This window comes from Thermobispora bispora DSM 43833 (assembly GCF_000092645.1).
GTDB lineage: Bacteria > Actinomycetota > Actinomycetes > Streptosporangiales > Streptosporangiaceae > Thermobispora > Thermobispora bispora.
In genome coordinates this window covers 1789113-1810490 of record NC_014165.1, presented here as the reverse complement: position 1 = coordinate 1810490, position 21378 = coordinate 1789113, and the positions used below count along the sequence as shown (strand labels likewise).

At 71.5% G+C, this 21378-nt stretch carries 18 protein-coding genes; 9 read left to right on the top strand and 9 right to left on the bottom strand.

Going from position 1 to position 21378, the window contains the following annotated elements; all coding sequences use genetic code 11:
- Positions 1–69: 69 nt before the first annotated feature.
- The 3 genes from TBIS_RS07835 to TBIS_RS07825 all read right to left on the bottom strand — a co-directional run bounded on the left by TBIS_RS07835 (position 70) and on the right by TBIS_RS07825 (position 2740).
- Positions 70–255: a YbdD/YjiX family protein gene (locus TBIS_RS07835; protein WP_013131821.1), complete on the bottom strand. Its 186-nt coding sequence runs from the start codon at positions 253–255 to the stop codon at positions 70–72.
- Positions 255–2381 (bottom strand): carbon starvation CstA family protein, encoded by a 2127-nt coding sequence (locus tag TBIS_RS07830; RefSeq protein WP_280938085.1) that lies wholly within the window; start codon positions 2379–2381, stop codon positions 255–257. The genes TBIS_RS07835 and TBIS_RS07830 overlap by 1 nt, the downstream gene beginning before the upstream one ends.
- 107 nt (positions 2382–2488) lie before the next feature.
- Positions 2489–2740 carry a DUF3311 domain-containing protein gene (locus TBIS_RS07825; protein ID WP_013131819.1) on the bottom strand — a complete coding sequence of 84 codons (252 nt, stop codon included), beginning with the start codon at positions 2738–2740 and terminating at the stop codon, positions 2489–2491.
- A gap of 135 nt (positions 2741–2875) precedes the next feature.
- Between TBIS_RS07825 and TBIS_RS07820 the strand changes: the two genes are divergently transcribed.
- The 3 genes from TBIS_RS07820 to TBIS_RS07810 are packed head-to-tail and all read left to right on the top strand — an operon-like array spanning position 2876 to position 5321.
- Positions 2876–4396: a sodium:solute symporter family protein gene (locus tag TBIS_RS07820; protein WP_013131818.1), complete on the top strand. Its 1521-nt coding sequence runs from the start codon at positions 2876–2878 to the stop codon at positions 4394–4396.
- Entirely contained in the window at positions 4393–5052 is a 660-nt protein-coding gene (locus tag TBIS_RS07815; RefSeq protein ID WP_013131817.1) for a SigE family RNA polymerase sigma factor, read from the top strand. The genes TBIS_RS07820 and TBIS_RS07815 overlap by 4 nt, the downstream gene beginning before the upstream one ends.
- On the top strand, positions 5049–5321 hold the full coding sequence (locus TBIS_RS07810) for a hypothetical protein (protein ID WP_013131816.1): 273 nt from the start codon (positions 5049–5051) through the stop codon (positions 5319–5321). The genes TBIS_RS07815 and TBIS_RS07810 overlap by 4 nt, the downstream gene beginning before the upstream one ends.
- 355 nt (positions 5322–5676) lie before the next feature.
- On the opposite strand, the gene TBIS_RS07805 is transcribed toward TBIS_RS07810, so the two are convergent.
- Positions 5677–6399: a glycoside hydrolase family 25 protein gene (locus tag TBIS_RS07805; RefSeq protein WP_013131815.1), complete on the bottom strand. Its 723-nt coding sequence runs from the start codon at positions 6397–6399 to the stop codon at positions 5677–5679.
- A gap of 699 nt (positions 6400–7098) precedes the next feature.
- Positions 7099–8544, bottom strand: a complete 1446-nt coding sequence (locus TBIS_RS07800; RefSeq protein ID WP_013131814.1) for an MFS transporter — start codon at positions 8542–8544, stop codon at positions 7099–7101.
- Between the two features lie 53 nt (positions 8545–8597).
- On the opposite strand from TBIS_RS07800, the gene TBIS_RS18110 reads away from it, so the two are divergent.
- From TBIS_RS18110 to TBIS_RS07765, 6 genes are all read left to right on the top strand, one after another.
- Positions 8598–9029 carry a MarR family winged helix-turn-helix transcriptional regulator gene (locus TBIS_RS18110; RefSeq protein WP_158306179.1) on the top strand — a complete coding sequence of 144 codons (432 nt, stop codon included), beginning with the start codon at positions 8598–8600 and terminating at the stop codon, positions 9027–9029.
- 803 nt (positions 9030–9832) lie between these two features.
- Positions 9833–10828: an ABC transporter permease gene (locus TBIS_RS07785; RefSeq protein ID WP_013131811.1), complete on the top strand. Its 996-nt coding sequence runs from the start codon at positions 9833–9835 to the stop codon at positions 10826–10828.
- Complete coding sequence (locus TBIS_RS07780; protein ID WP_041431332.1) at positions 10822–11697, top strand: carbohydrate ABC transporter permease; 876 nt, start codon at positions 10822–10824, stop codon at positions 11695–11697. Before TBIS_RS07785 ends, TBIS_RS07780 begins: the two co-directional genes overlap by 7 nt.
- Before the next feature lie 61 nt (positions 11698–11758).
- A complete protein-coding gene (locus TBIS_RS07775) occupies positions 11759–13411 on the top strand; it encodes an ABC transporter substrate-binding protein (protein WP_241019599.1) in 1653 nt (550 codons plus the stop codon).
- A 294-nt stretch (positions 13412–13705) separates the two neighbouring features.
- On the top strand, positions 13706–14389 hold the full coding sequence (locus tag TBIS_RS07770; RefSeq protein ID WP_013131808.1) for a YesL family protein: 684 nt from the start codon (positions 13706–13708) through the stop codon (positions 14387–14389).
- Positions 14390–15209: 820 nt separating this feature from the next.
- Positions 15210–16676, top strand: a complete 1467-nt coding sequence (locus tag TBIS_RS07765) for a non-reducing end alpha-L-arabinofuranosidase family hydrolase (protein ID WP_013131807.1) — start codon at positions 15210–15212, stop codon at positions 16674–16676.
- A 454-nt stretch (positions 16677–17130) separates the two neighbouring features.
- Here the strand turns inward: TBIS_RS07765 and TBIS_RS07760 are convergent, their stop codons facing one another.
- The 4 genes from TBIS_RS07760 to TBIS_RS07745 are packed head-to-tail and all read right to left on the bottom strand — an operon-like array spanning position 17131 to position 21195.
- On the bottom strand, positions 17131–18507 hold the full coding sequence (locus tag TBIS_RS07760) for an LLM class flavin-dependent oxidoreductase (protein ID WP_013131806.1): 1377 nt from the start codon (positions 18505–18507) through the stop codon (positions 17131–17133).
- Positions 18504–19247, bottom strand: coding sequence for an ABC transporter ATP-binding protein (locus TBIS_RS07755; RefSeq protein WP_013131805.1), 744 nt, complete (start codon positions 19245–19247; stop codon positions 18504–18506). Before TBIS_RS07755 ends, TBIS_RS07760 begins: the two co-directional genes overlap by 4 nt.
- Entirely contained in the window at positions 19223–20128 is a 906-nt protein-coding gene (locus tag TBIS_RS07750) for an ABC transporter permease (RefSeq protein WP_013131804.1), read from the bottom strand. Before TBIS_RS07750 ends, TBIS_RS07755 begins: the two co-directional genes overlap by 25 nt.
- Positions 20128–21195 (bottom strand): ABC transporter substrate-binding protein, encoded by a 1068-nt coding sequence (locus TBIS_RS07745; RefSeq protein ID WP_013131803.1) that lies wholly within the window; start codon positions 21193–21195, stop codon positions 20128–20130. Before TBIS_RS07745 ends, TBIS_RS07750 begins: the two co-directional genes overlap by 1 nt.
- Positions 21196–21378 lie beyond the last annotated feature (183 nt).

The following is a 21378-nucleotide window of genomic DNA, read 5'->3' as shown; positions in this document are numbered from 1 at the left end:
GACAGACCGGGGTGCCGGAGCCGATACCGGCCCGGCACCCCGTGTTCAACAGCACAGAATTTTCCGGGATCAGCAGCACCGGCTTCCCGGGTTGCCCTCCATGCGGTCGGTGCGCCACCGCTCGAACTCCCGCCGCGACATGGCGGGCGCGTCCGGGTGGATCCGGCGATGCCGCTCCAGGTACCGGTCGTACTGGGCCTCACCGGTGAGCTCCCGGAGGTACCACCGGACGAGGCCGAGCAGGCGGGTCACCATCACGAGGATCCGGACGTCCCTTCAGGGCCGGCGCCGACCAGCTCCCGGCGCCGCCGCGCGGAGAAGTCGAACAGGCCGGAGGGCGCCTCCAGCTTCGACCGGACGTACGGCGCCTCGGTGGTGGGCAGCGGCTCGCGGGACCTGACCGCGCGCACGCACACCACCAGCGCGTTGACGATGATCACGATGACCATGAGCGCGTACAGCGCGGCGAGCACGCCGTCCACGGTCGAGTTCAGCACGACGGTGTGCATGTCCTCCATGCTCTTCGCCGGGGCGAGCACCTCACCCCGCTCGATCGCCTCGGCGTAGCGGGCCCGCTGGGCGAAGAACCCGATCGTCGGGTCGGAGGAGAACACCTTCTGCCAGCTCGCGGTGAGGGTCACCGCCGCGTCCCAGGCGAGCGGCACGCCGGTGACCCAGGCCCACTTCAGCCGGCCGGACTTCACCAGCGCGGTGGTGGCCACCGTGAGGGCGACGGCGGCGAGGAGCTGGTTGGCGATGCCGAACAGCGGGAAGAGCTGGTTGATGCCGCCGAGCGGGTCGTTCACGCCGGCCCAGAGGAAGTAGCCCCAGGCGAGGACGATGATGGCGCTGGTCGCCCACACGCCCGGCCGCCAGTTGACCTGGCCGAGCGGCTTCCAGATGTTGCCCAGGGTGTCCTGGAGCATGAAGCGGCCGACCCGGGTGCCGGCGTCCACGGTGGTGAGGATGAACAGCGCCTCGAACATGATGGCGAAGTGGTACCAGAACGCCTTGAACGCCTCACCGCCGAAGACCGAGGAGAAGATCTGGGACATGCCCACCGCGAGGGTGGGGGCGCCGCCGGTGCGGGCGATCAGGGTCTCCTCCTCGACCGCCTCGGCCGCCGCGCGCAGGTCCTCGGGGCTGATGGTGAACCCGAGGTTGGCCACCGCGGCGGAGGCGCTCTCCACGGTCTGGCCGAGCAGGCCCGCCGGGGAGTTCATGGCGAAGTACAGGCCCGGGTCGAGGATGCAGGCGGCGATCATCGCCATGACGGCGACGAACGACTCCATGAGCATGGCGCCGTAGCCGATGAGCCGGACCTGCGACTCCTTCTCGATCAGCTTCGGCGTGGTGCCCGAGGAGATGAGCGCGTGGAAGCCGGAGAGCGCGCCGCACGCGATCGTGATGAACACGAACGGGAAGAGCTCGCCGGCGAAGACCGGGCCGTCGCCGGTGAGCGCGAACTTGGTGACCGCCTCGGTCTGCATCACCGGTGCGGCGAGGATCACGCTCACCGCCATCAGCGCGATGGCGCCGATCTTCATGAAGGTCGACAGGTAGTCACGCGGGGCGAGCAGCAGCCACACCGGGAGGACCGAGGCGGCGAAGCCGTACACGACGAGCCAGCCGACGAGCGCCTGCGGGCTGAGGGTGAAGGTGTCGGCGAGCCCGGACTCGGCCACCCAGCTTCCGGCGGCGATGGCGATGATGAGCAGCACCACGCCGATGAGGCTCGTCTCGATCACCCGCCCGGGCCGGAGCACCCGCAGGTAGACGCCCATGAAGAGCGCGATCGGGATGGTCATCGCGATCGAGAAGGTGCCCCACGGCGACTTGGCGAGGGCGTTCACCACGACCATCGCCAGCACCGCCAGCAGGATGATCATGATGGAGAGGACGGCGATGAGCGCGACGGCGCCGCCGACCTTCCCGATCTCGTCCCGCGCCATCTGGCCCAGGCTGCGCCCGTCCCGGCGCATGGACAGGAACAGCACCACCATGTCCTGCACGGCACCGGCGAAGATCACGCCGAAGATGATCCAGATCGTGCCGGGCAGGTAGCCCATCTGCGCGGCGAGCACCGGCCCCACCAGCGGCCCGGCGCCCGCGATCGCGGCGAAGTGGTGGCCGAGCAGCACCCGGCGGTCGGTGGGGTGGAAGTCGATCCCGTCCTCCAGCCGCTCGGCCGGGGTGGCCCGGGTGTCGTCCACCTTCAGCACCTTGTACGCGATGAACCTCGCGTAGAAGCGGTAGGCGATCGCGTACGAGCCGAGGGCGGCGACGATCAGCCAGATCGCGGAGATCTTCTCCCCGCGGGCGAGGGCGAGCACGCCCCACGCGACCGCGCCGGCGATCGAGACGGCGGTCCAGATGATCACCGACTTGACATTGAGCTTGCGTTTGGCACGAGGGGTAACCGTCACGGTGGTCTCCGAGTGCTTGTGGCGTGCGGCAACGGCGGCCCGCGGATGCGGGGCCGGGCGGGTCAGGATGAGCCGTGGCCGTCGTCGCGGCGGGAGCCGTACCTGAGCAGGAGGTGGGCGACGGCCATCAGGGCCACGGTCAGCGGCACCCAGATGAGCTGGTACGTGTAGAAGAACGGGATGCCGGCCAGGGCCGGCTCCTCCTTCGCGTACCAGGGCACCCACAGCAGCGCCTGGCACGGGGCGAGGAGGCACAGCGCCGCCAGGACGCGGGCCGCGGCGCGCCTGTGCCGTGGGCTGGGCAGCTCGCGCAATGTGGCTCCTTCAGATCTCGGATTCGTTGCCTGCTTGTTGCGGAACCACCTCTTCTGGTTTACGCCACCAGACGACTAGAACTACATTCGCCGGTGAACCGGACCCAGCTCGATGTCGGTGCCGTGGCGGTGGGTATGACGATCGACCAGCCGATGGTCGCGGCGTTCCTCGCCGTCCTCGGCGGGACCTCCCTCCTCGCCGTGACCGCCCGCTGGTTCGGCCGCACCGACGAGCTTCCCTCGCTCGAGTCCTGGGCGCTCGCCGACCGCCGGTTCGGCGGGCTCGTCACGTGGTTCCTGCTCGGCGGCAGCATCTACACCGCGTACACCTTCGCCGCCGTACCGGGCCTGGTCTACGACGCGGGCGCGGTCGGGTTCTTCGCCCTGCCGTACACGGTGATCGTCTATCCGCTGGCGTTCGTGCTGCTCCCCCGGATGTGGCGCGCGGCCCGCGACCACGGGTCCATCACGATCGCCGACTATGTGAAGGCGCGGTACGGCTCGGCGGCCCTCGGCCTGATGGTCGCGCTCACCGGGATCCTCGCCACGATGCCGTACATCGCGCTGCAGCTCGTGGGGATCCGGGCCGTGCTCAGCGCCTGCGGGCTGTACCCGGAGGGGTGGCGCGGGGACCTGGTGCTGATCGCGGTGTTCGCGGTGCTCGCCGTGGCCACGTTCCGGCACGGGCTGCGCGCCCCGGCGGTGATCTCCCTGGCCAAAGGGGCGGCGATCTTCGGCGCGGTGATCGGGGTGGTGGTGGCGGTGCTCGACCGGCTCGGCGGGACCGGCCGGATGTTCGAGGCCGCCGCGCGCAACCCGGAGGGCCACCCCCCGCTGCTGCTCTCCCCCGACATGTACCCGGCGTTCGCGACGCTGGCCCTGGGCTCGGCGCTCGCCCTGCTCATGTACCCGCACGTGACCACCGCCGCCTTCGCCGCGTCGAGCGCGCCGACCCTGCGGAAGGTGTCCATCGCCCTGCCCGGCTGGACGGCCGTGCTCGGGCTCTTCGGCATGCTCGGGATCGCCGCGCTCGCCGCCGGGGTCGACGCGCCCTCGGGCACGGCCGAGGCGGCGGTCCCGCTGCTGGTCAAGGAGCTCATGCCGTCCGCGCTCACCGGGGTGCTGCTCGGGGCGCTCGTGGTGGGGGCGCTGGTGCCCGCCGCGGTGATGTCGATCGCGGCGGCGGCCCTGTTCGTCCGCAACATCTACGTGGAGTACTTCCAGCCCTACGCGACGCCCAAGTACCAGGCCAGGGTCGCGCAGTGGATCTCGCTGATCGCCAAGGTGGGCGCGGTCGCCTTCATCCTGGGGCTGCGGAACCGGGACGCCATCAACCTCCAGCTGCTCGGCGGGGTCTGGATCCTGCAGACCTTCCCGGCCGTGGCGCTCGGGCTGTTCACCCGGTGGCGGGACGCGCGGGCCCTGCTCGCCGGCTGGGCGGCCGGCATGGCCTCCGGGACGCTGATGGTCGTCTGGGGCGGCTTCTCCGCCCTGGTCACGGTGCGCGCGTTCGGCGTCGCCTTCCCCGCGTACGCCGCGGTGGTCGCCCTCGTCGTCAACGCGGCGGTGACCCTCGCGCTCGCCGCCGTGCGCCGCTGGACGCCCAGGCGGCACCCGGACGATCCCCTCCCTTCGCTGCCCGTGAGGTCCGCATGAAGCGAAAGACCCCCGTCATCGCCCGGCCATCGCCCGAGGAGCGCCTGCACCCGCCGGAGCCGGCCGTGGACGTCGGCCCGGAGCCGCCCCTGGAACCGAGCCCGGAGCCGGCCCCGGCGCCGACCGCGCAGGCCGTCGAGCCGGAGGGCGGCGCGCGTCCGGTGGACATGAGCGACCGGGACGCGGCCCTGGCCGACCTCTTCGCCCGGCACTACACGCCGACGCTCCGCCTCGCCGTGCTGCTCGGCGCGGACGACGCCGAGGACGTGGTCGCCGAGGCGTTCTGGCAGCTCTACCGGCGCTGGCACCGCCTGCGCAACGTGGACGCCGCGCTCGCCTACCTGCGCGGGACCGTGGTGAACCTGATCCGGATGCGGCTCCGCCACCTCCAGGTCGCCCGCAAGCACACTCAGGAGATGGGGCACGAGGTCATCTCGGCGGAGACCGAGGCGATCCTCCGCGACGACCAGCGGGAGCTGGTGGCCGCGCTGAAGCGGCTGCCCGCCCGCCAGCGGGAGGCCCTGGTGCTGCGCTATTGGCTGGGCCTGCGGGAGCATGAGATCGCCGCCGCCATGGGCATCTCCTGTGGCGCGGTCAAGTCGCACACGGCCCGGGGCATGGCGGCGCTCACCCGGGCCATGGAAGGACGATCATGACGAGCGAGTCGACGCACGAGGAGCGGTTGCGGGAGACGCTGGACCTGCTCGCCGCCCAGGTGCAGCCGGCGCCGGACGCCTACCGGCGGGCCCGCGCCGAGTGGAAGCGCCGCGAGCGGCGCCGCCGCCTCACCCTGGCCTCCCTGATGGTGGTGGTGTTCACGCTCGCCGTGCTGATCGGGCTGTGGGCGCTGAACCGCACGCCGGACGGGCCGCCGGGCGGCGAGACCACGGGCCGGTACCACCACTCGAGCTGGCACTCCCCCTGACCCGCCCGGGCCCGTCCTTCGCGTGCCCCGCCCGGCGCCGCCGCGGGCAGGGGCACCACGAGGGTTCCGGGCCGGGTGAAGGCGCTCACCGCCGAACGGCCGCCCGGGTGACGGTCGCCTTCTTGGGCCGCTCGTGCTTCGCCGGTCGGCGGACCTGCCAGCGCCGGCCCCAGGACCGGACCGTCCGGCCGGCGAGCGGCCTTGCGCAGACCCACCCCGGGTCGGGAGACCGCGAGGGCCGGGCCGCGCGTCCCCGGAGCGCGGTGCCGTTCCCGGTGCCGCCCGCGCCGTACGGCACCGCGGGACGGATGCCGCGGTGCCGTACGGCGGGCAGGGGCGCGTGCCGTGCGCCGGATCAGGGACGGCCGAACGCGCGGAGCTGCTCAGGGGTGAGCCGCGAGACGTTCATGTCGATGGGGTCTTCCGTGTACTGGTGGATGACCCACTCCTTCCAGTCGGCGGGCGGCGTGACGTCGCCCTTGGGCCGGCTGTAGTGGGCCACCCAGAGCGGGTACTCGGCGAGCCCGCGGCCGTAGGTGTTGGCGAAGTTCCAGCCGCTGTAGAAGAGCGGCGTGGCCCCGGTCTTGGCCTTCACGTGCGCGAGCCACTTCTTGGCCCAGGCGTTGACGTGGTCCACGGAGTACCCGTCGGTGGTCTCCAGGTCGAGCACGAGCAGGTCACCGGGCTTCGCGGGCTGCTCGTTCACCACGGAGAGGAAGTGCTCGGCCTCGGCTATGGGATCGTTGCGGGGGTGCGCGTAGTGGTAGGCGCCGCGCACGATGCCCTTCTTGTCCAGCTCCCGCCAGTGCCGGGCGAACGAGGGGTCGCGGAAGGTGAGCCCTTCGGTGGCCTTGACGATGCCGAACTCGGCTTTGCTGGCGGTCCAGTCGTGGTCGGGCTCGTGGCCGGAGACGTCCTCGCCGTAGGTGAGCACGAGATCGGCGTGCGCCGGTCCGGTCACGGCGAGGGCGGTCGCCGCCGTGGCGACGGCCGCCGTGAGGGCGAGGGCGGCGCGGAGGCGCCGGAGGGTGCCGGCGAGCCGCTTCGTAACGGAGAGGGACGTGAGGGAATCGAACATGAAGGGGTTGACTCCTTGCTTCCATGCCGCCGGGCCGGGCCGAGAGGATGGGGCGGGAGGCGCCCTGCGGCGCGCCACAGGGGCGCGGCGCTTCACCCTGGGTGGGTGGGTGTCCCGGCTCCGCGGGGAGCGCGGATTCGGCGGCCGTGCGCTTGCGCTGGGAACTGGTCCCCAAGGGGACGCACGGTCACGGCAATGTCACGGGTGATCGATGGCAATCGTCACCCGATTTCGGTCAAAACCGTACACTCGACCTTACGATGGTGTAAAGAGGGCAAAAAGGGCGCATTGCCAAAGTGTCCTGTACCGCCCGTGACCGCTTCCTCATGAGGGTTCACACCGCACGGCCCGCGCGCCGGCTCGCCGCACGGGCGGCCGGCGCGCATGCCGTCCTCCCCCACCGCGCGGCCGCTCCTTCCCGCACGCCGGCCGCACGGGATGCGCCGTGGCGCCGCCGGCACACGGGCGCACAGGCGCGGCCGGGCCGCCGGGGCGCCGGGTCATCCGCGCTCCCGCCCGGCGATCACGCACCGGGCGGAGCGTGGTACGGCGCCGGCCGGGCCGACGAGGAGGTGCGCTTACCGCCGGCAAGCTCACCCCGCAAGGCCGGCCGGCTCACGCGCGGGGGGGCAGGCCCATAACGTGCGGATTCTCGGCACGGACCCGCCGATGGACGGCCCCGTTCCCGGAGCCGCGTGGTCACGGTGCGCTCACCGGCCTGGTGAGCCGGATCAGCACGGTGGCGTTGATCAGCGCGAGCACGGCGCAGGCCGCGAGCACGGCGAAGCCGGCGCTCGTGGCGTGGGTGCCGGCCTGGGCGGCGGTGGCGCCGGCCCGCAGCGACGAGGCGGCCGCCGCGGCGGCCACGGTGCCCGCGACGGCCACGCCGAGCGCGGCACCGGTCTGGTTGAAGGTGTTGAGCAGGCCGGACCCGACACCGGATTCGGCCGGCCGGACGTGGGAGGAGCCGATGGTGTACAGCGGTACGAAGCTGCTCGGCAGCCCCGCCCCGATGATGACCAGCGCCACGCCCGCGATCAGGGCGTTTCCCGTGCTGATGACCAGGATCCCGGCGCCGGCGAGCTGCGCGGCCGCGGCGCAGAGGTAGAGCCGCGCGAACCCGAGGCGGCCCGCCAGCCTGGGCACGACAAGGGCGGCCAGGAGCGAGGACAGCCCCATGGGCACCAGGGCGAGACCCGCGGTGATGGCCGCCATGCCGTGGGCGCGCTGGAAGTAGCCGCTGGCCAGGTACGTCCCGCCGATCATCACCGCGGCGGCGAGCGAGAGCCCGACGCTGCTCAGCGCGTACGTGGGCAGCCGCAGCAGGTGCAACGGCAGCAGCGGGTCCTCGGCGCGGGCCTGCCGTACGGCCACCAGGGTCAGCAGGAGCGCCGCGACGAGAATGCCCAGCCAGGCGGCCCCCGTGCCGGCACCGTCCTGCAGGCGGATCAGCCCGTACGACAGCGCCGCCAGGCCGGCGGTGGTGAGCAGCGCGATCGGCAGCCGCAGCGGCCTGCGCCGCACGGCGGAGAGCGGCGGCACCGCGCGCAGCGCGGCGATGCCGGTCAGGACGCAGATCGGGACATTGATCAGGAACGCCCATCGCCAGCCGAGCGTCGTGGTGAGCAGCCCGCCGAGGATGACGCCGATGGTCGCGCCCACCACGCCGAGGCCGCTCCACGCGGTCAGCGCCAGCCTGCGCTGGCCGGGCAGGCGGTAGATGGCGAGCACCGCGGACAGCGCTGCGGCGGACAGCACCGCGGCGGCGGCGCCCTGCACGAACCGCCCGGCGATCAGCGCCGGCGTGCCGGGGGCCAGGCCGCACAGTGCGGACGCCGCGCCGAAGAGCGCCAGGCCGGCGAGGAACGAGCGGCGGCGCCCGAACACGTCGGAGATGCGGCCACCGGCGAGCAGCAGGCTGCCGTACATCAGCACGTAGGAGCCGACGGTCCACTGCTGGGCCGCGGCGCCGGCCGAGAGCGACCGGCCGATGGTGGGCAGCGCCACGTTCACGACCGTCGAGTCGAGCATGACCATGAGCTGGGCGGCGCCGAGCACGGCCATGGCGCTCCAGGGGGCGGGTGGGTCCGGTGCGGGCGGCACCGGCGGCGGGGATGCGGGGGTGGTCCGTGTGCTGTCGTGCATACACCCAATATATGCATGCGCATGAAAGTATGTCCTCCGGTAACGTGGTGAAGGTGAGCGACGACCTGGTGATCAGCTGGCTCGCCATGATGCGCGTCTGCAACCGGCTGACACAGACCATCGAGCGCGAGCTCGCGCGCGAGCACCAGCTCTGTGTCAGCGCCTACGAGCTGATGTCGGCCCTGGCTCCCCGGACGGGCTGGACGAGGCTGTCCGACCTGACCGAGCAGGTGTCCCGTAGCCAGCCCCAGGTGTCCCGGCTGATCGCCCAGATGGTGGCCGCCGGCGTCGTGCAGCGCACGGCGTCGCCGGACGACGGGCGGGGTTCCCTGGTACGCCTCACCGAGGCGGGGCGGGACCTGTACGCCTCGGCCACCGCGACGATCGAACGGATCCTCCGCAACGCGGCTCTCCCCGCCGTGCGCTTCCCGCCGGATCCCGCCGGCGCCCCCGCCGACGCCGAGGCCGCGCACGCCACCGGGTGACCGCACCGCCTCACATGGAGCGCGGACCGGCCGGGGCGGGCGTCAGGCCCGCATGCCGCCGATCGGCGGCGGGACGGATCCGCTCACCGGCGCGCCGGCCGGTGTGATGAGGCCGACCCCGCCGGCGTACCTCCCCCATCGCATTCGCCTGCGCCGTCGCCACGGCCGCCGGGCGCGTGGAGCGGCGCCCGGCCGGGTCGCCCCATCCGGCGTCCGAACACCACGGCGGAGGCTCTGCCGCACGCGGCGGGCGCGGCGGCGCCGTCTTTCCGCGCTCACCGCGAAAGTTTCGAAAGCGTCCGTTCGCCGATTCACAGGCGAAGCATCGAGAGCTCGGCCGATAACGCCTTTGAAACGCCCCTGATCCGCCCTTGACCGCACTCTTGACTGCCCTTTACTTCGACTCTTATATTTCCGCAATATTAAAGGACATCTAAGAAATTTTCGGCGCCGCCCGGATCCCGGGGGTGGTTCGCGGCGGCACCGGGCCGAAGGGAAACGACATGAGCGGCCGGGCATCGATCGGCACGAGGCCGCCGCCCAGCGCCTCGGCACACCGCGCCCGTTCGCCCCGCCATGAGCGGGCCGGCTCCCCCGTCCGGCTCGAGCGGCATGCGGCGGCGGCCGCACCGCCGGCCACGGTCCGGGCCACCGCCGGTCCGGCGGCGGGCACCGCCCCGCACCGGCCCGGTGCCGGGCGCCCGGCGGCGGTGCCGTACCGCGGCGACGCCGGGCACGAGGCCACCACCGGCGGCCACATCCGCCGGTGCGCATCCCCCGGATGACACCGAAAACGCACGAGGATGAGCACAGCCAGCACGATCGACAGACCGCCGGCCACCGGAGACCCGAGCCCGGGCGGCACCCGCCCCGCCCGCCGGGGGAAACGCCCCGGCCACCGCACCTGGCGGGAGGCGCTGCGCCGCGATTGGCAGCTCTACACGCTGGCGATCCTGCCGCTCCTCTTCTTCCTGGTCTTCCGCTACCTGCCGATGATCGGCAACGTGATCGCCTTCCGGAGGTTCGAGCCGGGAGGCAACATCCTCGGCGAGGAATGGGTCGGCCTGCGGTACGTGCGCATGTTCCTGAACGACCCCACGTTCTGGAACGTGTTCGCCAACACCGTGATCCTCGGGGCGCTGACCCTGGTGGTCTGCTTCCCGCTGCCGATCGTGCTCGCGCTGCTGCTCAACGAGCTCGTCAGCAAGCGCATCAAGCGGTTCGTCCAGTCGGTCTCCTACCTGCCGCACTTCCTGTCCACGGTGGTCGTGGCCGGCATGGTCATGGAGCTGGTCTCGCTCGACGGCCCGATCAACCAGGTCCTGCGCGCGCTCGGCGGCGAGCCCATCGCCTTCCTGCAGGAGCCGGAGTGGTTCCGCGCGGTCTACGTCTCCTCCGAGGTCTGGCAGACCGTCGGCTGGGGCACGATCATCTACCTCGCCGCGCTCACCACCATCGACCCGCAGCTCTATGAGGCGGCGAGGATCGACGGCGCGGGACGGTGGCGGCAGATCTGGCACGTGACCCTGCCCGGCATCCGGCCCACCGTGGTCACGCTGCTCATCCTCAACATCGGCACGTTCATGGCCGTCGGGTTCGAGAAGATCCTCCTGCTCTACAACCCGCTGACGTACCCGACCGCCGACGTGATCGCCACGTACCTGTACCGGATGGGCGTGGTGTCGAACAACTTCAGCTACGCCGCGGCGATCGGGCTGTTCGAGGCCATCATCGGGCTCGCCCTGGTGCTGTCGGCGAACTTCATCTCCCGTCGCACGGTGGGGGCCAGCCTGTGGTGACCATCGACCAGACCAGGGGATACCGCGTATTCCGGGTGATCAACGGCGTCATCCTGACCGGCGTCGTGATCGTCACCCTCTACCCGTTCCTCAACGTCGTCGCCCGGTCGTTCAGCGACGAGTACGCCATCCGCGCCGGCAAGGTCAGCATCTTCCCCGTCGGGTTCACGCTCGACACGTACACGTACGTGGCGTCCGACCCGATGTTCTGGATCAACTACCGCAACACGGTGGTCTACACGGTCGTCGCCACGTTCATCGCGATGGTGCTGACCACCAGCTACGCGTACGTGCTGTCGAAGCAGCACCTGAAGGGCCGCAAGTTCCTCATCGGCATCGCGGTCTTCACGATGTTCTTCTCCGGCGGCCTCATCCCCAACTACGTCCTCATCACCAGCCTCGGCTTCAAGGACACCATCTGGGCCATCGTCCTGCCGAACGCGATCAGCGTCTTCAACCTCCTGGTGATGAAGACGTTCTTCGAGAACCTGCCGAAGGAGCTCGAGGAGGCCGCCGCCATCGACGGCCTGAACACCTACGGCATCCTGCTCCGGATCGTGCTCCCGCTGTCGAAGGCGGTGATCGCCACGATGGTGCTGTTCTACGCGGTCACCTTCTGGAACTCGTGGTTCTCCGCCTTCCTCTACATGACGAAGTCGGAGCTGTTCCCGGTCACCGTGTACCTGCGCAACCTCATCGCCGGGGCCACCTCCGCGACCTCGGTCGGGGCCGACGCCACCAACCTCACCGTGGCCACGAACATCAAGTCGGTGACCATGGTGCTCACCGTCATCCCGATCTTGCTGGTCTACCCCTTCGTCCAGCGGTACTTCGTCTCCGGCGTCATGCTCGGCGCGGTCAAGGGGTGACCCACCCGAGGCTTCCCCGCACCCACCCCGTTCCCAGGGAAAGGACCCCCAGATGGTCGAGATGAGCAGGCGTCAGGCGCTCGTCACCATGGGCGCCCTCTTCGCGCTCGCCGCGTGCAGTGGCGACGGCGGTAACGGCGACAAGAGCAAGACCTCGGGCGAGGACCTGTCGGCGCACAGCGATGGCGCGATGCCCGACTACGGCGTCGGCAAGCAGTTCAAGGCCACGGTTCCGCTGACGTTCAGCATCCTCTACAACAACCACCCCTTCTACCCGATCAAGAAGGACTGGTTGTTCTGGTCTGAGCTCACCAAGCGCACCAACGTGACGCTCGAGCCGAACGTGGTGCCGCTCAGCGACTACGAGAACAAGCGGAGCCTGCTCATCGGCGCCGGCGACGCCCCGCTGATCATCCCGAAGACCTATCCGGGGCAGGAGACCGCGTTCGTCGCCTCCGGCGCCATCCTGCCGGTCAGCGACTACATCGACCTGATGCCGCACTTCAAGGACAAGGTCGCCAAGTGGAACCTCCAGGCCGACATCGACACGCTCCGGCAGGCCGACGGCCGCTTCTACCTGCTCCCCGGCCTCCACCAGGACTACTGGGTGGACTACTCCCTGGCGATCCGGGTCGACATCCTCGAGAAGCTCGGGCTGCAGATCCCGCAGACCCTGGAGGAGCTGCACCAGGTGCTCAGGGCGATGAAGGAGGAGTACCCGGACTCCTATCCCTGGACCGACCGGTGGAACAACCCCACGCCCGGCGGCGCGCTGCTCAACATCATCGGCATGGCGTTCGGCGCCCGCGGCGGCTGGGGCTTCCTCAACGGCGTGACCTGGGACCCCAACGCGCAGAAGTTCGTCTACACCGGTGCGATGGACGCGTACCGGCAGATGCTGCAGTACCTCAACGGGCTGGTGAAGGAAGGGCTGCTCGACCCGGACAGCTTCACCCAGACCGACGAGCAGGCGATCCAGAAGCTGGTGTCCGGCAAGTCCTTCGTGATCAGCGCCAACGCGCAGGTCCTGGTCAACGAGTACCGGCCGCCGCTGAAGAAGGCGAACCCCAAGGCCAAGCTGGTCAAGATCCCGGTGCCCATCGGGCCGATGGGCCCCATCAAGGCGACGCCGAACGACACGCGCCTGGAGAACGGGATCATGATCTCCAAGAAGGCGCGGGAGAGCAGGAACTTCGTCGCCATGATGCAGTTCATCGACTGGCTCTGGTACTCCGACGAGGGCCAGATCTTCGCCAAGTGGGGCGTCGAGGGGGTCACCTATACCAGGGACGCCTCCGGCAAGTTCAGGCTCACGAAGGACGTCGACTTCGTCGGGCTCAACCCGGGCGCGCCCAAGCACCTGCAGCAGGACTTCGGCTTCTCCAACGGTGTGTTCGCGTACGGCGGCAGCACCGAGCTGCTCCAGTCGACCTTCTCCGAGGAGGAGATCGAGTTCCAGAAGGTGATGAACTCCCGGCGGGCGATGCCGGTGGCCCCGCCCCGGCCGCTCACCGAGGAGGAGCGCGAGCAGGCCACGCTGTGGGAGACCCCGCTCAAGGACCACGTCATGCAGAACACGCTCCAGTTCATCCTCGGCAAGCGCAGCCTCGACGAGTGGGACGCCTACGTGGCCGAGCTCGAGGGCAAGAACATGTCGGCCTACATCAACCTCATCAACAACGCGTACGAGCGGTACAAGCAGCAGCACGGCTGACGCTCGGCGTGCGCCTCACCGGAGGCGTCCGGCGCGGGTGACGACGTGGCGCGCCTGGTCGATGGGGACGGGTTCGGCCGGGCGCGCCGCCGGCCGCGGGGCGCCGGTCACCCCCTGGTCTCCGCGGGCAGGCGGCGCGGAGATCGAGGGCGGCCGGCCCTCGCGGCCATTCCCGGCCCGCCGCGGGACGGCCCCGGCCCGCCGCCGGCGCTCCCGGGGCACGGCCGTGGCCGGCCGGGCTCCGGCACCCCCGGCCTGCCATGACCGCACGAATCGCTCCGGAGTCCCCCATTGATGGAATCGACGGCCGAACGGCGGTTCGGTGAGGGCCCGCTCTCCCGCGCCGCCGCACTGATCTACACCCTGCTCGTCATCGAGCTGCTCTTCCTCGCCACCACCCTGCCCGGCCTGATCGGGCTCGTCCTGCTCGAGCGCGATCCCGGCAACGTCCCGCTGGCCGCGCTGTGCCTGCTCCCGGTCGGCCCCGCGCTGTCCGCCGCGCTGTACGCGGTGCACCGCCGCCGCCTCGACCTGACCGACCTGCACCCCGCCCGCGCGTTCTGGCGCGGCTACGCGATGAACGTGCGCGGCGTGCTGAAGATCTGGGTGCCGTGGCTCGCCTGGATGAGCATCGTCGGGCTGACCCTGATGAACTTCTCCGCCGCCGGCGTGCCCCGGTGGTGGGCGGGGCTGCTTGTGCTCACCGCGGCGGCGGGCACCCTGTGGCTCGTCAACGCCCTCGTCATCACCTCGCTGTTCGAGTTCCGGGGGCGGGACATCGCCCGGCTGGCCGTGTACTTCCTGTTCAGCTCGCCCCGGGTCACCGTGGGCAACGCGAGCCTGCTGATCGTGGCGGCCGCCATCACGCTGCTCGCCACCGAGGCGGTGCTCGCCCTGCTCGCCTCGCTGCTCGCCGCGGCGCTGCTGCTGAACGGCAAGCCGATGATCGACGAGGTCATGGAGCGGTTCACCGCGTGAGCCCGGCCGGCGCTCCGGGGACGTGGCCGCCTCCTCCCCCGCCGGGCACCCGGACGGCGGCTGCGCGAACGGCCGCGGGTTCCGTCGCCGATCGCAGGATGGCCGGCCCTCCGTGGTGGTGAAGTCATGGACACGCGTGTCCAAACGCGGTGCCCTTTACATCGTAGATTTCCAGCGACCGTCATGCGGCCGCACCGGCACCGCGCCCGGTCCGGTCCGGTCGCCACGGCGGCGAGCCAGCCGTACAGGTCGTTGCCGAGCGGGCCTCCGGCAGCCGGGCGACCCCGCCGTACGAGGAGGAGCGCCGCCGCACCGGCGTGAACCGCCGCCGCCGCGGTGCCCCGCGGGCACGCGATTCGCCGGCCGCCCGGGGCCGGGTGCTCGCTCAGCCCGGTGGTGACGACGGCGCTCCCGGGCGCGAACGCCGCAGGGAAGGTCGCGCGGGCGGTGGGGTCGAAGGCCAGGTCGCCGTGACGGCGCACCGGCGGGCGGCCCACCGCGCGTCACCGGCCCCGCGCCGGCGAGCAATGAAACTTTCGCGGAGTATTTGACACTTTTCTTTACAAACCTCTGCGCAAGGCGATTTCCTCCTCTTAGTGGAGGTGCTTGAGGACCGTCGTTCGCGAGGCCTTGGTGGAGTGCGCTCTTCGCGCACACGGCGCGGCGTCGATCGCGCGGGAGCGACCCCGCGCGGCGCTTCTCCTGCCTGAATCCCGTGGCCCACGGCACGGTCCTGCCGCGCGCCCGACCACGACCGCTCCGGCCGCTGCCCGAGCGGCTTCGACGGCGGCCGGACGTGAACGATGAGGAGGATCTGCAGATGCGTATGCCCTGGCGAGCGCGGTCACCACGCAGCTCCGCCGCCCCGACCGCGGCCCTGCCCAGGCGGACTCTGCGCCGCCGCCTCGCGATCGGCGTCGTTCCCCTTCTGCTGGCCGGAGCCGGCTGGGTGACGGCGCAGCCCGCCCAGGCCGCCATCGCCTGCCGGGTCGACTATGAGATCAGCGCGAGCTGGCCGGGCGGCTTCACCGCCAACGTCACCATCCACAACCTCGGTGACGCGATCAACGGCTGGCAGCTGACCTGGTCCTTCGGCGCCGGGCAGCAGATCACCCAGATCTGGAACGCCACCCACACCCAGTCCGGCTCGTCGGTCACCGCCACCAACGTCTACTACAACGCCGACATCCCCAGCGGCGGCAGCGTGAACTTCGGCTTCAACGGCTCCTGGACCGGCTCCAACCCGGCGCCCACCTCGTTCGCGCTGAACGGTGTGCCCTGCACCGGCGGCCCGGGCACGCCTCCTCCGTCCCCGACCCCGTCGTCCACCCCGTCCCCGACGCCGTCGGTCACCCCGTCGCCGACGCCGTCGGTCACCTGCGACCTGCCGTCGCAGTACCGGTGGACGTCGACGGGCCCGCTGGCGAACCCGAGGTCGGGGTGGGTCTCGCTCAAGGACTTCACCAACGTCGTCTACAACGGCAAGCACCTGGTCTACGCGACGACGCACGACACCGGAACGCGATGGGGGTCGATGATGTTCGACCCCTTCACGAACTGGTCGGACATGGCGACGGCCCGCCAGATCGAGACGCCCTTCTCCGCCGTCGCGCCCACGCTGATCTACTTCGCCCCGAAGAACATCTGGGTGCTCGCCTACCAGTGGGGCCGGTACCCCTTCTCGTACCGGACCTCCACCGATCCGAGCAACCCGTACAGCTGGTCGGAGGAGCAGCCCCTGTTCACCGGGAGCATCTCCGGTTCCGCGACGGGGCCCATCGACCAGACGCTGATCGGCGATGACAAGAACATGTACCTGTTCTTCGCCGGGGACAACGGCAAGATCTACCGGGCGAGCATGCCCATCCAGAACTTCCCCGGCAACTTCGGCTCGTCCGCGACGGTGGTCATGAGCGACTCGACCTACAACCTGTTCGAGGGGGTCGAGGTCTACACGCTCAAGGGCCAGAACAAGTACCTCATGCTCGTCGAGGCGATCGGCTCGCAGGGGTGGCGTTACTTCCGCTCCTTCACCGCCACCAGCCTGGACGGCACGTGGACGCCGCAGGCCGCGACCGAGAGCAACCCGTTCGCGGGCAAGGCCAACAGCGGCGCCACCTGGACCAACGACATCAGCCACGGCGATCTGGTGCGCACCAACCCCGACCAGACCAAGACCGTCGATCCGTGCAACCTGCAGCTGCTCTACCAGGGACGCGCCACCAACTCCGGCGGGGACTACGACCTTCTGCCGTACCGGCCGGCCCTGCTGACGCTGCAGCGCTGACGGCCTGACCCGGGCCAGGTTCGCGATCACGGCGCGTGATCAGGACCGGACGGCGGGCCCGGCGACGGCCGGGCCCGCCGTGTCATGCGCCCGGTCCGGCCTTCCGGGCGGGCTGAAGCCGCCGTGCCGGTGAGGCCCGCGCCTCAGTTTCCGGATTCGGCACGGGTCCGGCTCGCCGGGCTCGGCGGGGAGCCGGCATCGGCTCACCCCCTCTCCCCCGGCCCGCGACCCGTACCCCGGCCCCACCGCGAGAACCTCCGCACCCGAAAGGTCTCGGAGCGCAGGCGATCGCGCGGGGCGGCCCCGCCCTCCGGGGACCGGCCGTCCCGGAGAACGGGGCCTCGGTCCCGAGGGCTGCGGATCCGGCGAGCCGACCCGTAGCCCTGGGAACCCGAGCCGTCGCGGTTCCGGGAGCCCGAGCCGTCGCGGCTCTGGGCACCGGAGCCGCCCTTCGTCACGCCGGCGCGGACGCGGCGGGCTCGCGGCGGGGCGCCGGGACGACCGGCGCGGCGAACCGGCTGCGCGGCCGGGGCAGGCCGTAGTGGTCCCGCAGGGTGGTGCCGGTGTACTCGGTGCGGAACAGGCCGCGCCGCTGCAGGATCGGCACCACGTGCTCGGCGAACGCGTCGAACCCGCCGGTGAGGTACGGGGGCATGACGTTGAAGCCGTCCGCCGCCCCGGTGGTGAACCACTCCTCGATCCGGTCGGCGATCTGCTCGGGGGTGCCCGCGGTGACCCAGTGCCCGCGCGCGCCCGCGAGCCGGTGCAGCAGCTGCCGGATCGTCGGCCGCTCCCGGTCGATGATGCCGACGATGAGCTGGAACCGGCTGCCGGCGTTGAGCTCCGGGTCGTCCGGGATCAGCTCGCGCGGGAACGGCTCGTCCAGGTCGTGGCCGGACAGGTCGACGCCGAGCACCCGGCGGAGCTGCTCCAGGCCGTACTCGGGCTGGGTGAGCTCGTTGAACTCCCGCTGCAGCCGGAGCGCCTCGGCCTCGGTGGAGCCGATGAACGGGCTGAGCCCGGGCAGCACCTTGACCTGGTCCGGGTCGCGGCCCTCGGCCTTGGCCCGCCTCTTGATGTCGGCGTAGAAGGAGCGGGCGCTGTCGATGGTCTGGTGCGCGGTGAAGATGGCCTCGGCGTACCTGGCGGCGAGGGCCTTGCCGTCCTCGGACGAGCCCGCCTGCACGTACACCGGGCGGCCCTGCGGGGAGCGGGGGATGTTGAGCGGACCGCGCACCCGGAACAGCTTCCCGGCGTGGTCGATGGGGTGGATGCGGTCGGTGTCGGCGAAGACCCCGGACTCCGGGTCGACGACCAGCGCCTCGTCCTCCCAGCTGTCCCAGAGCTTGGTCACCACGTCGACGAACTCGTGGGCCCGGGCGTACCGCTCGGCGTGCACGGGGTGCTCGTCGAGCCCGAAGTTCTGCGCCGCGTTCGCTGCGCCGGTGGTGACGATGTTCCACCCGGCCCGGCCCCGGCTGAGGTGGTCCAGGGAGGCGAAGAGCCGGGCGAGGTTGTACGGCTCGAAGTAGGTGGTGGACGCGGTGCCGATCAGCCCGATCCGTTCGGTGGCCACGGCGATGCCCGACAGCCAGGTGAACGGCTCGAGCCGGAACCGGCTGGCGTACCGGATGTTGTCCGGCAGCGCCGGCCCGTCGGCGAAGAAGACCGCGTCGAACTTGGCCGCCTCGGCGCGGCGGGAGAGCTCCTGGTAGTAGGTGATGTCCAGGACGCGGTCCGGGGCGGACCCGGGGTACCGCCAGGCGGCCTCGTGGTGACCGGCCGGGTAGATGAACAGGTTGAGGTGCAGCTGCCGGTTCGGGGTGGTCATGGTCTCTCCTCTCCGGTGACGCCGAGCGCGGCGAGCAGGTGGGCGCGCACCTCGGCGAAGCGGGGGTCGGTGGATTCCCTGGGTGAGTCGAGGTCGATGGTCCGCTCGGTGGTGATCCGCCCGTCGGACAGGACGAGCACCCGGTCGGCGAGCACGATCGCCTCGTCGACGTCGTGGGTGACGAGCAGCACCGCCGGCCGGTGCCGGTCGCAGAGCCGGCGCAGCAGCGCGTGCATCCGGATCCGGGTGAGCGCGTCGAGCGCGCCGAAGGGCTCGTCGGCGAGCAGCAGCTGGGGCTCCCGCACCAGGGAGCGGGCGAGGGCGACCCGCTGCTGCTCCCCGCCGGACAGCTCGTTGGGCCAGGCGCGTTCCCGCCCGGCGAGCCCGACCTCGGCGAGGCTCTCCCGGCCGCGTTCGGCCGCGTCGGGGCCGTCGAGGCCGAGGACGACGTTGGCGAGCACCCGCTGCCAGGGCAGCAGCCGCGAGTCCTGGAAGACCACGGAGACCCGCTCGGGGACCTCCACCACGCCGCCGCCCGCGACGTCGTGGTCGAGGCCGGCGAGGGCGCGCAGCAGGGTGCTCTTGCCGGATCCGCTCTTGCCGAGCAGGGCGACGAACTCGCCCGGGGCGATCTCCAGGTCGAGGGAGTCGAGGACGACCCGGTCGCCGTAGGCCCGGGTGAGGCCGGAGACCCGCACCGCGGGCGCCACCGCGGTCAGCCCGCCAGCGTGCGCCGCCATGCCAGTGCCCTCCTTTGCACGAGGCGGACCGCCGCGTCGGAGACCAGGCCGAGCAGGCCGTACAGGACGATGCCGACGAAGATCACATCGGTCTGGCCGTAGGAGCGGGCGAGGTCCATCATGTAGCCGATCCCGCTGGTGGAGTTGATCTGCTCGACGACCGCGAGGAACAGCCACGCGGCGGTGACCGCGAACCGCATCCCGATGAGGAATCCGGGCAGCGCGCCCGGGAGCACGACCTTGCGGATGAAGTCGCGGTGGGTGAGCCGGAGCGTCTCGGCGAGCTCGACGTACCTGCTGTCGATGCTGCGCAGGCCGTTGTGGGTCTGGATGTAGATGTGCACCAGGACGCCGAGCGTGATCGTGGTGATCTTCATGCCCTCGCCGATGCCGAGCCAGAGGATCAGCAGCGGCATCAGCGCCAGCGTGGGGATGGCCCGCTTGATCTGCACCGGCCCGTCGATGATCGACTCCCCCCAGCGGCTGAGCCCGGAGACGACCGCGAGCACGGTGCCGAGCACCGTCCCGAAGGCGAGGCCGAGGCCGACCCGCTGCAGCGAGGTGAGCAGGTTCTCCTGGAGGCGGCCGCTCTCGATCAGGTCGATCGCGGTGCCGGCGATGGTCCACGGGGCGGGGAGGAACCGGGGGTCGAGCAGGCCGGTCGCCGAGCCGGCGGCCCAGGCGCCGAGCAGGAGCGCGGGGCCGAGCAGGGGGCCGAACCGGATGGGGTCGCCGGGGCCGAGCCTGCGCCTGGCCCGGCGGCCGCCCGGGCCGGGCGGGGCGGGCGGGGCCGCGGTCGCGGGCACCGTGGGCGCCGCGGAGGTGCCCGCCTCCGGCGGCACCGGCGGCACTCGCCTGAGCCGGGTTCTGGTGTCTGCCATCACGCCCCCTTCTTCCTGATGGCGTCGGCGGCGACGCGCTCGAAGCGCAGGTCGTAGAGGTCCTTCGCGTTGATCACCGGGTTGCCGCTCTCCGCGGCGAGGAGGTCGATGGTCTCCTGGTGGCGGGCGATGACGTCGGTCCAGCTCGCGGGGATGTCCGGCTCACCCGCCTGTTTGACGAGGTAGGCGCCGTCGGCCGGGCTCAGCCCTTGGTCTTTGACGTAGTAGCCCTGGATCCACTCCTCGGGGTGCTCGTAGACCCAGACGGCCGCCCGGGCCCAGGCCTGGACGTACTCGCGGATGGCCGCGGCCTTGGCGGGATCCCGCAGGGTCTCGGTGCGGACGTACAGGTGGGTGGGGTCGTCGCGGACGCCATGGGGGATCGTGGCCGCGCCGCGGTCCCCGTACTTGGCGAGGTAGCGCTTGATGTTGACGCCGCCGAGCGGGGCCATGTCGACCTGCCGGCTGGCGAGTGCGTTGACGTAGACGTCGCCGGTGCTCGGCAGCTCGACCAGCGTCACGTCGTCCTTGGTGAGCCCGGCCTTCCGGAGCACCCGCAGGACGAGCGCGCCCTGCGCCTGGCCGGGGCTGTAGGCGATCCGCTTGCCGCGCAGGTCGGCGAGGGTCCGGACGTGCACCCCCGGGGCGATGCCGAGCTCGTAGACCGGGTGGTCGAGGGGGTCCTTGCGGAACTTCGCCGCGACGATCTTGACCGGCAGGCCGATCCAGGTGGCGTGGATCGGCGGGATGTCGGCGACCGAGCCGACGTCGAGCGCGTCGGCGCGGAACGCCTCGAGCGTCTGGGGGCCGCCGCTGAAGTTGGCCCATTCGACCTCGAAGGAGAGCTTGCCGATCTCACCGGAGAGCTCGAGCGCCACCTTGGTCTGGGGGTCGCCGATCCGGAGCCGGGTTCCCTCCGGCACCTGGGTGGGCAGCGGCGCGTCGAGCGCGAGCTCCGGCCCGGACGGCCCGGAGCCGCGGGCGCACGCCGACAGCGTGGCCAGGAGGACGGTGATGACGAGGGGCGCGAGCACGCGTACGGCCCGCCGCGATGGGAGGGGGGACATGAGGTAGCCCTTCGCTAGCAGTGTGGGTGCGGGAGTCCGCTCGCACGATCGGATCCGTGCGGCGCAGGAGAGGACGGTCGGTGACTGCTACGCGAGGCGCCGACACAGGGCGCTGGCGACGTGGCACAGGTCGACGTGCGCACGCCGGGTCAAGGGGCTCGCTTGACTCATGGTCCCCACGGT

Excerpts from the sequence above, each read along its gene's own strand:
- TBIS_RS07835 (WP_013131821.1), bottom strand. The coding sequence starts at position 255 with ATGGTGACCCGCCTGCTCGGCCTCGTCCGGTGGTACCTCCGGGAGCTC.
- TBIS_RS07820 (WP_013131818.1), top strand. The coding sequence starts at position 2,876 with ATGACGATCGACCAGCCGATGGTCGCGGCGTTCCTCGCCGTCCTCGGC.
- TBIS_RS07815 (WP_013131817.1), top strand. The coding sequence starts at position 4,393 with ATGAAGCGAAAGACCCCCGTCATCGCCCGGCCATCGCCCGAGGAGCGC.
- TBIS_RS07810 (WP_013131816.1), top strand. The coding sequence starts at position 5,049 with ATGACGAGCGAGTCGACGCACGAGGAGCGGTTGCGGGAGACGCTGGAC.
- TBIS_RS07805 (WP_013131815.1), bottom strand. The coding sequence starts at position 6,399 with ATGTTCGATTCCCTCACGTCCCTCTCCGTTACGAAGCGGCTCGCCGGC.
- TBIS_RS07800 (WP_013131814.1), bottom strand. The coding sequence starts at position 8,544 with ATGCACGACAGCACACGGACCACCCCCGCATCCCCGCCGCCGGTGCCG.
- TBIS_RS07785 (WP_013131811.1), top strand. The coding sequence starts at position 9,833 with ATGAGCACAGCCAGCACGATCGACAGACCGCCGGCCACCGGAGACCCG.
- TBIS_RS07775 (WP_241019599.1), top strand. The coding sequence starts at position 11,759 with ATGAGCAGGCGTCAGGCGCTCGTCACCATGGGCGCCCTCTTCGCGCTC.
- TBIS_RS07770 (WP_013131808.1), top strand. The coding sequence starts at position 13,706 with ATGGAATCGACGGCCGAACGGCGGTTCGGTGAGGGCCCGCTCTCCCGC.
- TBIS_RS07765 (WP_013131807.1), top strand. The coding sequence starts at position 15,210 with ATGCGTATGCCCTGGCGAGCGCGGTCACCACGCAGCTCCGCCGCCCCG.
- TBIS_RS07760 (WP_013131806.1), bottom strand. The coding sequence starts at position 18,507 with ATGACCACCCCGAACCGGCAGCTGCACCTCAACCTGTTCATCTACCCG.
- TBIS_RS07755 (WP_013131805.1), bottom strand. The coding sequence starts at position 19,247 with ATGGCGGCGCACGCTGGCGGGCTGACCGCGGTGGCGCCCGCGGTGCGG.
- TBIS_RS07750 (WP_013131804.1), bottom strand. The coding sequence starts at position 20,128 with ATGGCAGACACCAGAACCCGGCTCAGGCGAGTGCCGCCGGTGCCGCCG.
- TBIS_RS07745 (WP_013131803.1), bottom strand. The coding sequence starts at position 21,195 with ATGTCCCCCCTCCCATCGCGGCGGGCCGTACGCGTGCTCGCGCCCCTC.